The sequence below is a fragment of the Vibrio sp. 661 genome (assembly GCF_033339315.1).
Lineage (GTDB): Bacteria > Pseudomonadota > Gammaproteobacteria > Enterobacterales > Vibrionaceae > Vibrio > Vibrio alginolyticus.
The window spans coordinates 1-15,031 of the sequence record NZ_JAWOUJ010000020.1; the positions used below are offsets into that span (position 1 = coordinate 1).

General features: G+C 45.8%; 12 protein-coding genes. 3 read left to right on the forward strand and 9 right to left on the reverse strand.

The genetic code is table 11. The features are described from left to right. Positions 1-989: 989 nt before the first annotated feature. Positions 990-2,561, forward strand: a complete 1,572-nt coding sequence (locus R7P69_RS21625) for an ABC-F family ATP-binding cassette domain-containing protein (RefSeq protein WP_017635554.1) — start codon at positions 990-992, stop codon at positions 2,559-2,561. Beyond that, complete coding sequence (locus R7P69_RS21630) at positions 2,558-3,715, forward strand: MFS transporter (protein WP_238952143.1); 1,158 nt, start codon at positions 2,558-2,560, stop codon at positions 3,713-3,715. The genes R7P69_RS21625 and R7P69_RS21630 overlap by 4 nt, the downstream gene beginning before the upstream one ends. 74 nt (positions 3,716-3,789) lie before the next feature. On the opposite strand, the gene fis is transcribed toward R7P69_RS21630, so the two are convergent. The 9 genes from fis to R7P69_RS21675 form a co-directional block, all read right to left on the reverse strand. Beyond that, on the reverse strand, positions 3,790-4,086 hold the full coding sequence (gene fis / locus R7P69_RS21635) for a DNA-binding transcriptional regulator Fis (RefSeq protein ID WP_000462885.1): 297 nt from the start codon (positions 4,084-4,086) through the stop codon (positions 3,790-3,792). Between the two features lie 23 nt (positions 4,087-4,109). Next, the gene (gene dusB / locus R7P69_RS21640) at positions 4,110-5,078 is read right to left on the reverse strand and encodes a tRNA dihydrouridine synthase DusB (RefSeq protein ID WP_053303048.1); all 969 of its coding nucleotides are present in this window, start codon (positions 5,076-5,078) and stop codon (positions 4,110-4,112) included. Between the two features lie 139 nt (positions 5,079-5,217). Continuing rightward, positions 5,218-6,105 carry a 50S ribosomal protein L11 methyltransferase gene (prmA, locus tag R7P69_RS21645; protein ID WP_005382507.1) on the reverse strand — a complete coding sequence of 296 codons (888 nt, stop codon included), beginning with the start codon at positions 6,103-6,105 and terminating at the stop codon, positions 5,218-5,220. Between the two features lie 165 nt (positions 6,106-6,270). Further along, complete coding sequence (gene accC / locus R7P69_RS21650; protein WP_005382509.1) at positions 6,271-7,614, reverse strand: acetyl-CoA carboxylase biotin carboxylase subunit; 1,344 nt, start codon at positions 7,612-7,614, stop codon at positions 6,271-6,273. A 14-nt stretch (positions 7,615-7,628) separates the two neighbouring features. Beyond that, complete coding sequence (accB, locus tag R7P69_RS21655) at positions 7,629-8,090, reverse strand: acetyl-CoA carboxylase biotin carboxyl carrier protein (protein ID WP_005386355.1); 462 nt, start codon at positions 8,088-8,090, stop codon at positions 7,629-7,631. A 61-nt stretch (positions 8,091-8,151) separates the two neighbouring features. Further along, complete coding sequence (gene aroQ, locus R7P69_RS21660; protein WP_005382360.1) at positions 8,152-8,601, reverse strand: type II 3-dehydroquinate dehydratase; 450 nt, start codon at positions 8,599-8,601, stop codon at positions 8,152-8,154. Between the two features lie 303 nt (positions 8,602-8,904). Next, the gene (gene acs, locus R7P69_RS21665; RefSeq protein ID WP_213916777.1) at positions 8,905-10,857 is read right to left on the reverse strand and encodes an acetate--CoA ligase; all 1,953 of its coding nucleotides are present in this window, start codon (positions 10,855-10,857) and stop codon (positions 8,905-8,907) included. Between the two features lie 237 nt (positions 10,858-11,094). Beyond that, positions 11,095-11,724, reverse strand: coding sequence for a 3'-5' exonuclease (locus R7P69_RS21670; protein ID WP_213916778.1), 630 nt, complete (start codon positions 11,722-11,724; stop codon positions 11,095-11,097). A gap of 33 nt (positions 11,725-11,757) precedes the next feature. Further along, complete coding sequence (locus R7P69_RS21675; RefSeq protein WP_238952142.1) at positions 11,758-13,584, reverse strand: DUF294 nucleotidyltransferase-like domain-containing protein; 1,827 nt, start codon at positions 13,582-13,584, stop codon at positions 11,758-11,760. A 233-nt stretch (positions 13,585-13,817) separates the two neighbouring features. On the opposite strand from R7P69_RS21675, the gene R7P69_RS21680 reads away from it, so the two are divergent. Next, positions 13,818-15,005: a 3-phenylpropionate MFS transporter gene (locus tag R7P69_RS21680; RefSeq protein ID WP_053307400.1), complete on the forward strand. Its 1,188-nt coding sequence runs from the start codon at positions 13,818-13,820 to the stop codon at positions 15,003-15,005. Positions 15,006-15,031: the final 26 nt, after the last annotated feature.

Below are 15,031 nucleotides of genomic sequence, written 5' to 3' on the forward strand. Positions count from 1 at the left end.
CGGCCTGTCACGCCGGGGGTCGCGGGTTCGAGTCCCGTCCACTCCGCCACTTATATTAAGCCTCAGTCGAAAGACTGAGGCTTTTTTTGTTTTGGTTAACCGACTTACCTTAAATCCACTTTCATATTGAAACCTTGCATCGAGAGGCAGGCTTCCCTCTGGCTATGCTTTCTAAGCCCTGTTATGAGTGAAGTGGAACGCAGTTTTGTGTGGTTTCTACTGAACCGGGTCCTAGTATCGAGCGCTAGTTCTCAGCCCTTGTGCTTACTTACCAAAGCTTCCTTTATTATTACCTGGAAAATTTATTCACTAGGTTATGTTATTTTCGGGGGAGATTTCTCTGCTTTAGATGTTTTGATTTAGCCATAGGCGCTTATTAATATAAACTCAGCGCATTTAAAACTTTCCAAACATGGATTTTGTTTTGTCGACCTATTTAAGCCAGTGTCTTAAAGTATATTCGCTACTTCTTCCCTCTAACCCTCTCCAACCTTCAAAGCCACCACTACGTACGTATAACGTGAGCGGTATAGGTGCTTTCATAGCTGTGTTTGCTGAGTAAGCAGTTCACCTGGCACATTGACTGAGGAAAAGTCTTCTTTCTGTGGACCTTCGTGTAAGTCACGATAGTTTTAATAATTATCTGGTACTTTTTATTCTAAAGGTGTACGCTTCACATCGAATATTTTTTCGACAGTAAATCATGTTATATCTCTTGTTTAAAAGCTTTGTAAGAAGGCTGAACTCCATGCAAAAAACGCGATGAAGTGTTGCTCGGAGTCTTAAATTAATCTTCATCAGGTGTTTTATGTGTGGGTAGCTTCGCTGAAGTTATACGCAGGAGCTTGTACACCTGATAAAAGAGAAGAGATGGCCGGTGATATTTCATCATCGGCCTTTTTGTATCTGTTAAGCAGCTACAAAGCATTACCCAGTATTGAAATAAGGGCCGGTATTGATCGCCGGCCCTTTTTTATTTGGTTGAAAACATGAGTATTTTACAAGTTAAAAATTTGTCTTATCAGATAGCTGATAAGACGTTATACAACAACGTGACCTTTCGTATTAACGTGGGAGAGAAAATAGGTATCACCGGAGCGAATGGTGTTGGAAAAAGCACCTTATTGAAACTGCTTTTCGGTGAATTATCTGCAGATAAGGGCTGCATTGAATGGTTACCAAACCTTGAGGTGGGGTATTTAGAACAACATTTTAAGATCGATAATGTGCTGACAGTTCATGAGTGTTTAAAGGGCTCTTTTGAGAGTTTATACGCTGCAGAGCAAAAGCTTTGGACTTTGTATCATGCGATGACCGAGTCTCACTCTACATCTTTTTTAAGCCAAGTCGCTCGGCTACAGGCATATTTAGAAGATGAAGACTTCTATGCAATTAATACCAAAATTGAACGAGTTGCTGTAGGTCTTGGTATTTATCAATTTGGCTTAGATACACCGCTTATCTCGCTAAGTGGCGGTCAAAGGCACAAAGTCCTTTTAGGCAGGTTGTTACTTCGCAACCCCGATGTGTTAATTCTTGATGAGCCGACAAACTATCTTGATGCTCCGCACATTGAATGGCTAGTCACGTTTCTCAATGATTACATTGGTACCGTTTTACTGGTTTCTCATGATGTTGATTTTCTTAATCAAGTAGCGACCAGTATTTGTGATATTGATTATCAAACGGTTCGAAAATACAGCGGTACTTATGTCAAAGCAATGCAGCAAAAGCAGCACGACGGTGCTTTATTAGAAAAGCAATATAAGGCTCAGCAAAGTGAAATTCGAAAGTTAGAGAAATTTATTGCCCAAAATGGTGCAGGAGTTAACGCCAGTCTTGCTAAAGGGCGTAAGAAGAGACTGGATAAAATCGAACGTATTCAACTGAATCATGTAGAGAAAGTATCGACGTTTGACTTTGCTTACCAGCCCATTGAGCAACCGAATGTGGTTGAGGCAAAAGCGTTGATGATCGGTTATCAGCAGCCTCTGCTTCCAGTATTTGATATCACGTTAGCGCGCGGGGAAAAGTTGGTTGTTGCTGGCTTTAACGGCGTGGGTAAGTCGACCTTACTTAAAACCCTGATGGGGAAGATCGAGCCACTCTCTGGTGAGGTGGTATTGGCAAAAGGTGCAATGATTGGTTATTTTTCTCAAGATTTGTCTTGGCGCCATCCTCAGAACACGCCTGAACAGGAGCTGTGCTCTTGTGCGCCAACAATCTCAAGCAAAGAGTCACGCAAGCTATTAGCTCGCTTTGGGATCACGGGGGATAAGACGCAGCGCCACTTAGATACATTGAGCGGTGGTGAGCAAACTCGGGTGAAACTGTGTTGTTTATCGGTTCAGAAATGCAATGTTTTGCTGTTGGACGAACCAACAACACATTTGGATAGCAGCAGTAAAAATGCGCTTAAAGAGGCTCTCCAGCGCTTTTCCGGTAGCGTGATTGTAGTATCTCATGAGAAGGCATTTTTGCAATCTTGGCCTGATAGAGTTTTAGATATTTCGTTGCTCACTTGTGCTGAATCGGAAACAGAACAGGAGGTGGAGCTATGATGCAGTCCATGATCCTATTTCTCGTTGCTTTTCTTGTTGGTGCTGATGAGTTGATGCTTGGATCTATTCTTGAACCTATCGGAAATGATTTAAGTGTTCAACCGAGTCAGGTGACCTTATTTATTACAGCATATAGTTTAGCCATAGCAATTTGCGCTCCTTACTTGGGCCGTTTATCAGACCGAGTTGGGCGTATTCGTATCATGGTGCCTGCTTGCTTTGTATTTGGGGTTGCGTCTATTACGACGGGCATAGTTCATGATTTTGAACTTGCTATTGCAACTCGAGTGATCACTGGTATTGCAAGTGCAGGCATGTTACCAATTGCATTCGCGTTAGCGGGAGACGCGAAGGGTAATAGAGCGATGCGTCAAATTGTGATGGTTCAGGCGGGATTAACGCTAGGTATGATAACTAGCCCGGCGATCGGAGCATTGTTGACCCAGCTTTTATCATGGCGTGCCGCTTTTATTATTTTGGGCGTTGCGGCTCTTTTTGTCGGTGCCATGAGCGTAGTGTCCATGAACAACAAGCATAATGAGTCCAAGAAGTCAGATACTCTGCCACCTATCACAGACGTCATTCATCTTCCAGGCGCGTTGAGGGCGATTCTAGCGATGTGTTTAGGCCTAGGGGGAGGTATTGGTGTATTTAACCTGATAGGCCTTCATATTCGAGATACCAGTGATTTGGCGCTCGGTTGGGTGGGCGCTATTTATGCAGCTCTAGGGATCGTGAGTGTGGTTGGAAATATGTGCGTGGCGAGAGCTTCTCGCTGGCTTGGTAGCTCTCGAGCCGTTATGCGAGTGGCTTTAATGGTGTGCATACCTTGCAGTGCATGGGTGTTCTCAAATGAGATGAGTACGGTAACCGCTTATCTTCCAGCTCTAGTGCTCTGGTCTCTTGCTGGAGGGGTAGGCTCTCCGGCGTTACAAGCACATATAGCAAGCTTATCTGATGAACATCGAGGTGTGCTGATGTCTTCTGGAATGAGTATGATGCACTTTGGTGTCGCGATTTGGTCTGCCTTGGCGGGCTTTGCTTATTCTGTAGGTAGTGAATGGGTCGCTGTCGTGGCTTTGTTATTGTTTGACTCAGCGGTAGTTATATTAAAGCCAGTTGGTAATGCTGAACAAAGTGAGCGTTATTCGTAGTGTTTTAGTAGATAAAGAAAAGCCGTTATCTAAAAAGGTAACGGCTTGTTCCAAATACTTTTTGAAAGCCGGTCTTAGTTCATGCCGTATTTCTTAAGTTTCTTGCGAAGAGTACCGCGGTTGATACCCATCATAGTTGCTGCGCGAGTTTGGTTACCGCGAGTGTACTGCATGATAGTATCTAATAGTGGCTGTTCAACTTCAGCTAGAACTAATTCGTATAGTTCTGTTACTTCCTGGCCGTTTAGTTGAGCAAGGTAGTTTTTAAGAGACGCTTTAACAGAGTCACGTAAAGGCTTCTGAGTAATCTGGTCTTGTGACGTTACTGTAGTTACTGTTAATGCTTCTGAAGTCAGATTTTGTTCGAACATATTCGGTCTAGCTCTTCTCTTAATTATGATGCAACGTTATCAAAATAACCTTCTAACGCCTCAATTTGCAGCGGAGCTGCGTCGATAGCGTTGAAGGTACGGCGAAACTCACTTGCCTGTTCATGCTCTTTCAGGTACCACCCAACGTGCTTGCGCGCGATACGTGGACCTAAGAACTCCCCATAAAACTCATGCAGAGCATTTACATGACCAAGCATAATGGTTTTCACTTCCTCAGTTGGAAGTTCCTCCATTGTGGTGCCGTTTTCCAAATAGTGATGGATTTCCTGGAAAATCCAAGGACGACCCTGGGCAGGGCGTCCAATCATTAAAGCGTCCGCACCGGTGTACTCCAGTACAAATTTGGCTTTCTCCGGGCTATCGATATCACCGTTCGCGATAACCGGAATTGAAATCGCCTCTTTTACCGCTTTAATGCTGTCATATTCGGCCTCACCTTTGTACATACATGCTTTCGTTCTGCCATGCAGAGCAAGAGCTTGTATGCCGCAGTTTTCGGCTAATTTAGCGATCTGGACACAGTTCTTGTTGTCTGTATCCCAGCCAGTTCGAGTCTTTAACGTTATAGGAACGTCCACTGCATTCACGACCGCTTTCAAAATCTCTTCGATAATGTTTGGGTATTGAAGCAGAGCAGAGCCCGCTAGCTTCTTATTCACTTTTTTTGCCGGGCAGCCCATGTTGATGTCGATGATTTGTGCACCGTTCTCAACACTGAATTGAGCTGCGTCCGCCATAAGCTGTGGATCGGAACCCGCAATCTGTACAGAGCGAATGCCCGATTCGCCCTCGTGTACCATGCGCTGTTTCGACTTTGACGTTCCCCATAGTTTTGGGTTAGCAGACATCATTTCACTGACGGCCATTCCCGCACCATAGCGAAGACACAACTCGCGAAACGGTCTATCCGTTACACCAGCCATAGGGGCTACGATTAGATTGTTCTTAAGTTGATAGTTTCCGATTTTCAAAACGTCATCACAGTTCTGTACCAGCAAGGGCGCGCATTTTACGCATTTTTTCACTGCGTGAAAAGACTAATATTTGAGCATTTACAAATTGTTTTTGTAAATTGTATGAATTTCAAACAATTAGCTCTGAAAACCTTGTCTAGCCTTGCTTACGACCAGAGATGCGACACCATTCACTTTGCTCAACAATTGGGTCAATGTGAAGCTCGTCACGGTAATAGTTCGCAACATCTTCAGCTTGAGTGTCTAATACGCCGGACATAGCGAGGTCGCCATTTGGCTTAACTAGCCCTTTGATGATAGGTGCAAGTTCACGTAAAGGTCCCGCAAGGATGTTGGCCACAACGACGTCAGCGACGAGACCTTCTGGTTGATTTTGCGGTAAGTAAACTTCTAGTTTGTCTGCAACGCCATTACGCTCAGCATTGTCTTTTGAAGCAAGCAGGGCTTGAGGATCAATGTCGATCCCTATCACTTTTTCAGCGCCCAGTTTGATCGCTGCGATCGCAAGAATACCTGAGCCACAACCGAAGTCGATAACGGTCTTACCGCTTAAGTCCATGCTTTCTAGCCACTCAAGACAAAGTGCTGTTGTAGGGTGAGTACCCGTACCGAATGCAAGGCCTGGATCCAACATAACATTAACAGCGTCAGGATCTGGAATGTCGCGCCAGCTTGGACAAATCCATAGGCGTTCACCAAATTTCATTGGGTGGAAGTTTTCCATCCATTCGCGTTCCCAGTCTTTATCTTCAAGCTGTTCTACTTTGTAAGCAAAATTGTCAGCCAGCATATTGCTCGCTTTAATTTGGTCGATGATGAAGTTAGTGTCTGCTTCTGCATCATACAGTGCCAGAATATCAGTATCGCCCCATAAGCGAGTTTCGCCAGGTAGAGGTTCGAATACAGGTGTATCCTGCGCGTCTAAGAATGTAACAGACAGCGCGCCAGTCTCTTCCATTAGCATATCGCCGATTTGCTCAGCGTTTTCATTGGTCGCGTTGAGTTTGATTTGAATCCAAGGCATTGGTTTTTGCTCTTAAAGTGAATGAAGTGGCGCAGAGTTTACCAGAACTCTACGATTTGTTTGAGTATATACCCAAATAAGCCTATTTATATGTTGAGCCCTTCGCGTACATATAAAACAAAAATGCCCACGGGAGTGGGCATTTTTTAAGACGTTTGCTTAGGTTTATTGTAAGCCAAGCTTCTTCTCTAGGTAGTGGATGTTTGCACCACCGTGTTGGAAGTTTTCGTCATTCATAATGGAGAATTGCAGTGGCACGTTAGTTTTGATGCCTTCGATGATCATCTCACCCAGTGCGTTTTTCATACGTGCAATCGCTACATCACGGTTCTCACCGTAAGTGATCAGTTTACCAATCATTGAATCGTAATGAGGTGGTACTGTGTAGCCTGTGTAGATATGAGATTCCCAACGTACACCCATACCGCCAGGAGCGTGGAAACGCTCGATCTTACCCGGAGATGGTAGGAAGCGCTCAGGGTCTTCTGCGTTGATACGACACTCAATCGCATGGCCACGGATCTTAATATCATCTTGAGTGAATGACAGAGGCTGACCCGCTGCAACACGAAGCTGTTCTTTGATTAGGTCGATGCCAGTAACCATCTCTGTTACTGGGTGCTCTACCTGAATACGAGTGTTCATTTCGATGAAGTAGAACTCACCGTTCTCGTATAGGAATTCAAACGTACCTGCGCCGCGGTAACCGATCTCGATACATGCACGAGTACAGCGTTCACCGATGTACTTACGCATTTCTTCGGTGATACCAGGTGCTGGAGCTTCTTCCACTACTTTTTGGTGACGACGTTGCATTGAACAGTCACGCTCACCAAGGTGGATTGCGCCGCCTTGACCGTCAGCAATAACCTGAACTTCAACGTGACGAGGGTTTTCTAGGAATTTCTCCATGTAAACCATGTCATTGTTGAACGCCGCTTTTGCTTCAGCACGTGTCATTGCAATGGCTTGGATAAGGTCTTTCTCTGCGCGAACAACACGCATACCACGACCGCCGCCGCCGCCAGATGCTTTGATGATTACTGGGTAACCAATGCGCTTAGCAAATGCTTTGTTTTTCTCTTCGTCATTGTCTAGAGGGCCGTCAGAACCCGGTACACAAGGAACGCCTGCTTTCTTCATTGCATTGATAGCAGATACTTTATCGCCCATTAGGCGGATAGTGTCTGCCTTTGGACCAACGAAGATGAAACCACTGCGCTCAACTTGCTCTGCGAAGTCTGCGTTCTCAGACAGGAAGCCGTAACCTGGGTGGATAGCCACAGCACCAGTCACTTCTGCTGCAGAAATGATGCGTGGAATGTTTAGGTAGCTGTCGATACCACGAGCAGGGCCGATACATACGGTTTCGTCTGCGAGTAGTACGTGCTTAAGATCGCGGTCCGCTGTTGAGTGAACAGCGACGGTCTTAATACCTAATTCTTTACAAGCGCGAAGAATACGAAGTGCAATTTCACCTCGGTTCGCGATGACTACTTTGTCTAGCATAAGGCAAGCCCCGCTTATTCGATTACAACAAGAGGTTGGTCGAATTCAACTGGTTGGCCGTCTTCAGCTAGGATTGCTGTAACAACGCCAGATTTGTCCGCTTCGATTTGGTTCATCATTTTCATTGCTTCAACAATACATAGAGTATCGCCAGCATTTACTTTCTGACCCACTTCTACGAATGCTTTAGAGTCTGGGCTTGGAGAGCGGTAGAAAGTACCAACCATTGGAGAAAGAACTTGGTGACCTGCAGGTGTTGCTGCTGGAGCTTCTGCTGCTGGCGCTTCCGCTACTGGTGCCGCTGCTACTGGAGCAGGTGCCGCCGCTGGAGCTGCTGCGTAGTGAATTGGTGCTTGAGGGGCTGCAGTGCCATGACGGCTGATGCGCACTGACTCTTCACCTTCAGAGATCTCTAGCTCAGCAATGCCAGACTCTTCAACTAACTCAATTAGCTTCTTGATTTTACGAATATCCATCTTTTCTTTCTCTTTTATCTTGTGATTAAGACAACCCTCGTAGGGTTGCAGAGTGTTAGGGTTACTTTGCCTGTAGCTTATTGATCGCTGCAGACAGAGCAAATTCATAACCTTGTGCGCCTAAACCGCAAATCACACCCTCTGCTTTATCTGACAGATAAGAGTGATGACGGAATGGTTCACGTGCGTGCACATTTGATAAGTGCACCTCAATAAATGGGATGGCGACGCCAAGTAATGCATCTCGCAGCGCCACACTAGTATGAGTGAAAGCCGCTGGATTGATGATGATGAAGTCAATCTTGCCATAGGCAGCGTGAATGGCTTCAATCAGTTCGTACTCACGATTTGATTGTAGGTGTTCCAGTTCTACCCCAGCGTTATGGGCTTGCTCTGTAAGAGTATCCACAACTTGAGCTAAGGTACTGTGACCATAGTGTGTCGGTTCGCGCAGACCCAATAGATTAAGATTTGGTCCGTTTAGAACAAGAATCCGTGACTTTGCAGACATTGTGTTGCTATCTTCCCTTATCGTGAGTGGAACGTTTATATTCCCAAATATACGATAGTTCAGCACGATTTTTTTGTTAAAACCGAGCAAATTTTAAAAAATCGACCAAGATTATAGCTAATTCATAGCAATTAGCAGCAATTTACTGGTCTAATCTCCTAATAGCCACTCTCGTTTCTGTAACCAAGTTAACAAAAACAACATAATTGCCATATTTTTTGTGTGGCCAATTTGTGCACTAAAGCAAAAAACCGCCATGAGTGATGGCGGTTTTTAAAGTGCTTTTAAAACAGTTGGTTGAATTTATGCCAATTCTGCTTTCTCTGCGATAAGTTTATCTACAACGCTCGGATCGGCAAGCGTTGATGTGTCTCCGAGGTTGCTGGTATCACCCGTTGCAATTTTACGCAGGATTCGACGCATGATCTTACCAGAACGAGTCTTCGGTAAGGAATCCGTCCAGTGCAGTACATCTGGTGTTGCAATTGGACCAATTTCTTTACGCACCCAATCTTTCACTTCTTTGTGTAGCTCTGCTGACGGGAATTCACCATCGTTCAAGGTAATGTAAGCGTAGATAGCTTGGCCTTTGATATCATGCGGAATGCCCACAATAGCGGCCTCAGCAATTTTATGATGTGCGACAAGAGCCGATTCTATTTCAGCGGTACCCATGCGGTGACCCGACACGTTTAGTACGTCATCAACACGGCCTGTGATCCAGTAGTAACCGTCTTCGTCACGACGAGCACCATCACTAGTAAAGTACATTCCCTTGAAGGTTGAGAAGTAGGTCTGTTCAAAGCGCTCGTGGTCGCCATAAACAGTACGCATCTGACCTGGCCATGAATCAAGGATCACCAAGTTACCTTCTGCTGCGGTTTCTTCAATGATGTTGCCCATGTTATCAACCAGTGCAGGTTGGACTCCGAAGAATGGTCGAGTTGCTGAACCTGGTTTTAAGTCTGTTGCGCCTGGTAGTGGTGCAATTAAGATACCGCCGGTCTCTGTTTGCCACCAAGTATCAACGATAGGCGAGCTCTCGTTACCAATCGTTTTGTAGTACCACTCCCACGCTTCAGGGTTGATAGGCTCACCTACTGAACCCATCACACGTAAGCTTGAACGAGATGTCCCTGCTACCGCTTCGTTACCTTTTGCCATTAGTGCACGAATAGCGGTTGGCGCAGTGTAGAGAATGTTCACTTGGTGCTTATCAACCACTTCACTCATACGAGCCGTGCTTGGGTAGTTTGGAACACCTTCAAACAGAATGGTTTTGGCCCCGTTCGCTAGTGGACCATAAATTAGGTAAGTATGGCCTGTAATCCAGCCCACATCCGCGGTACACCAGAAGGTTTCACCTGGTTGATAATCGAAGACATATTTAAAGGTCATTGCCGCGTAGACGAGGTAACCGCCTGTAGTATGTAGTACGCCTTTAGGTTTACCTGTCGAGCCAGATGTGTAGAGGATGAACAGCGGGTCTTCGGCTTTCATCTCTTCTGGTGGGCAAACGTCAGAAACGTTGGCTGTTGCTTCGTGCCACCAAACATCACGGTGTTCATGCCATTCAACATCACCACCTGTACGTTTAAGCACGACGACTTTATTGATGGTTTTTACGTCTGGGTTGGTTAGTGCTTCATCCACGTTCTTTTTCAGTGGAACAGCGCGTCCGCCACGTACGCCTTCGTCTGCGGTGATCACGACTTTAGCGTCAGAGTCGATGATACGGCCGGATAGCGCTTCTGGTGAGAAACCGCCAAATACTACGGTGTGAACCGCACCAATACGGGTACAAGCGAGCATAGCCACTGCAGCTTCTGGCACCATTGGCATGTATAGACACACCACGTCGCCCTTGCGTACGCCTTGCTCTTTCAATGCGTTGGAGAATTTACACACTTCTTTGTGCAGTTCGTTGAAAGTGAGTGTTTTGTCGTCGGCTGGATCATCGCCTTCCCAAATGATGGCGACGTTATCCCCGTGTTCTGCAAGATGACGGTCAATACAGTTAGCCGAGACGTTCAGTGTGCCATCTTCAAACCAGCGAATATCAACATGGCCAGTGTCGAAAGAAGTGCTTTTTACTTTGGTGAAAGGTTTGATCCAATCAACGATTTTGCCGTGTTCGTTCCAGAAGCCCTCTGGATCGGTTACCGACTGCTGATACATGGCTAAGTAAGTATCATTATCCGCGTGTGTATGAGTTTTAATATTTTCTTTTACCGGATAAACGTGGGCTTCGCTCATGGCTTCTCTCCTTGTGCCTTATTTCTCGGCCTTACACCAATCTAGATAAGATTTTGAATATATTTTTGTAGGGCTGTTTTTTGGTTCTAAATAACGTGGTCGTGGTAATGACGACGTTGTGCTTATAACTGTCAGTCACCGCGCGTATTTCCACAATTAGACTTTAGGATGAGAGTGATAGAAGCGCCGGGAAATCGCTGAAACAAAAGTATTTCTGGGAGCTAGGTCAACTGATTTTTATGTATACGGTGCGGTTAGGTTGGGTAAATCGCCTTTCGTTAAGCGGACAAAGACCAAAGCGGCAGAAATCGTGTCTTGCAAGGCGTCGTGTTTGTCTTGGATAGGAAGTTCGAGGTGTTTACAAATGGCATCCAGACTTAAGTCGAAGTAGGCATTCGGCAAATGTCGTTCCAACTTATCGTGATAAATCTGACTGACCTCGATAAGTGGGTTAGGAAGTGGGAAGCCAAGTTGCCGCAGACAAGCAAGGTCTAAGATCTTTTTATCGTAACGAATGTGATAGCCCACAAGTGGTCGGTTGCCGATAAAGTCGAGCAGCTCGAGCAGCGCCTCTTTTTCACTGATGCCATCGACTAAGTCTTGGTGGCGAATTCGATGGATCTTGACCGAGCCAGAGTCGAGCGATTGTGGCGCGCGTAAGCGGACTTCAAATGGTTGACTGGTGATGATGCGGTTGTCGATGATCTTGGTGGCTGCAATAGTCACTAGCTCGGCACGATTTGGGTCAAGGCTGGTGGTTTCGCAGTCAAGAGAGACGTATTCTGTTTTATCTGGCGTGCAAAACAGCGACTGATAAGGCGAGCCTTTCAATTTGTAGTACCAGTATTTGCGTTGTAACCAGTTCATTGCTTACGCCTCTGTGATTTATGAAAATCAGGGTTAATCACGAATTTGATAATGGAAGCCTAAAAATTGCTTAAATTTCTTCACCACATGTAAGCTGTGGCGAAGCAAATCACGCTCAGTTCTATCCAGTTGTTTAATATCAATGTTATTCAACGCTTCTTGCTTTTTGAGTTGCTGATTAAGGCGAAGTTTAAAAAACAATTTCAGTGCTTCGTTGAGATTATCTGCCGTTTCGGATTCTAAGATGCGCTTATTTCTCAGAGCTTCAATGCGCTCAAACGTGTTCTTCTCTTCAATGGCATATTCCAAAGACAAGGTGCGAATGCCGTGTACAATTGGGAAAATACCGCCGCGTTTAATGTCCAATCCGTCTTTAGCACTTTTTACGTTGCCAAACAGAGTTAGGGGCACAGAAAACTGCAAGGCAGGGCGAGTAAAGTCAGACAATATCAACATGCGATCTTTCATTGTGTCACGAAGATGCGCCGCAATTGGAGCCAGCAGCTCGCAATTCCCAGCAACAGCATGGGCGTCACTGAAAATGGCTAAGTCCATGATTTGTTGTGGTTCGGCTTTAGCTATCCAGTGGTTTAGGGTGCTTATCCATTCTTGCTGTGTTTTGACCCATTTCGGGTTGTTAACCATCACTTTACCAGGGCAAAGTGGATAACCGAGCTGTTGTAGGGTGTGTGTGAAGGATTGCATCACTTGTTCGCAATGAGGCCATTCCAGACCATCTTGAATAATCAGGGCATTGTCTTGATCGGTTTTGAGAATTTGCTCTCCTCGGCCTTCAGAGCCGAGTACGATCAAGCAACAATGGTCGTGCAAGGCTGGTGGTATTACTAACTCGAACGCTTTCTCGATAATTTGCTCGTTTACGGCTGAGATCAGCTCCATGATGAAGCGAGTGCGGATGCCGTTTTTCAATAAGCTCTCGACCAATTGACGTTGGCGGTTTGAGGCCAAAGCGAGCTCTTCCACGCTGCTTGCTCGAGCAATACTGAGCGTTAACACGTGAGAGTGGGTTGAGAACGCGCTAAGAATTTGGGTCATATCCAGCATGCCGACGGCTCTGTTGCCTTCACATACCATGAGGCGTTTCATTCTGTTTCTGGTCATTGTGATCATGGCGTTGAATAGAAAGTCACCATCATCAACGTGATAAACAGGAAAGCTCGCGATCTCACCCACAGGTGTGTCGAGCGCGCAACCATCCAACATCACAGAATGCAGCATATTAGTACGAGTCACTATTGCGTACGGGTGGGCTGATGGCCATTTTTCCAATCGTGGATTATCGCCATGGAGTTGAACCAATGCAGCGTCAATCCCATTTTCTTTTAAGGAACGTGTTACCTCGTTAATTGGTGTATTTGGTTCAAGGATCATCGGTGGGTGATAAATGCTGCGGTCAACTTTAGTGAGAATAAACTCCGCTAAGTTTTGCTGTTGATGGGCCGCTTCGATGAGCTCTTGCCGTTTCGATAAATTGTTATCGAAATAGGCTGCAAACTGGCCATTTTCGTTGTAAAGGGCAAGGAAAATTTCTTTCGGCAGTAGGTAAGAGAGCGTGTCCTCAAGCGCGATGTAGTGATGACGTACCTTGTCTTCAAGTAACGAGCGTACATCGAACATATCGTCGTTGGCATAATGTGCGAACACTTCCTGTTGATCGTTGGAGCGCTCTTCTACCGCGCCTTTGATCAGAATATGTAAGTGGGGGTTCTTCTGTCCGCAGGATAAAATAACATCTCGAGCTCGATAGTAGGCGACGTCCAGAGACGATCGCAGTCGCGTTTGTTGTGCTTCAGTTAAGCGATCGAACGGTGGAGATTGCATGTTAAATTTGTCAGGCATGAGAACACCCAATAATGATGGAAGGAACACTCTCTAAGTCTGACAAATTTCTTACCGGAAGCCAGACGACTTTGGTCTAAATTACGATGTTTTCGCTTGAAGATGCCAAATGTCGCAAAGTTAGTATTCCATCGAGGAAACGATAAGTTTCTTATTCTTCCCTTTTTATAATACGCATGGCGATCCATAATTCCCGGCTCGAACGTTGGTGTTCCCGTTTTAGGATATTAGTAATGTTGAAACCTTCTCCGTATGGCTGGATTTCCCAGTACTTTCTCGGATTCTTCTTTGCGTATGGCGTGTATCTGCCATTTTGGTCACTTTGGTTTAAGGATCAGGGCGTATCTTCGACAGATATCGGTTTGCTGGTCGGGTTAGGCCTTGCGACACGTTGTGTTGCCAATATCGTGATCACCCCACGAGTACACAAAGTCGAACATCTTATGCCTGCTTTACGTTGGTTGAGTTTCGCTGCCCTCCTTTTTGTTGGATTTCACTTTTTTACGGGTGGTAGCTTTTGGTTAATGGCACTAGCGACAGTGTTGTTCAATCTTTGTTGTGGACCGATTATTCCGTTGTCGGACGCGATGGCAAATTACTACGCTCGCCTGAAAATGCTCGATTATGGCCGCACGCGGCTATGGGGTTCGATCGCCTTTATCGCAGGCTCGACGGCAGTGGGCTACCTGGTGGCTGAATTTGGCTCCGATATGATCTTGTACACTGCGATGTTCGGCGTGTTTATCTCGTTGCTGTTTGCTATGCGACCGACTAACCCAATGCCTGTAACGCATGGTGGGCAAAGCGCAGAACGTCCAAAGCTGACCGCTCTTTTGACTGACAAACCGATACTAAAATTCTTAGTGTTGGTGTCACTAATTCAGGGCAGTCATGCGGCTTACTACGGCTTTAGTGCGATTCACTGGAAGGCCGCTGGTCACTCGGAAGATGTCATTGGCTACTTGTGGAGCTTAGGAGTGGCCGCAGAAGTGGCAGTGTTTGCATTGAGTAAGCGCTTATTCGTAGGTTGGTCAATACGCGCGCTGTTTATTGCTGCTGCCGTTGGTGTAATGATGCGTTGGGGTATTACGGCGTCGACAACATCAATTATTGCTTTGGTGGTTGTTCAACTATTGCATGGTGTGACTTTTGCTACCGCACACATTGCCGCGATCCAATATATCCAAAACTCCGAAGAAAATAAGATCGTAGCGTTGCAAGCGTTGTATAACGCGATTCCGTTGGGCGCATTTATCGCGTTAATGACCGTATTGAGTGGCTGGGGTTATGAGCACTGGGGACCGCTTGTGTTCTGGGGCATGGCCGCGATGGGGTTATTGGCTCTGTTCATCAAGCTTGATTCGCAAGACCCACATCAGGTGGTTGATGTATCAGACAAGCCACTTGAAACTCAGAATTAGACTTATGTAACAAAGGTTAAAAACTA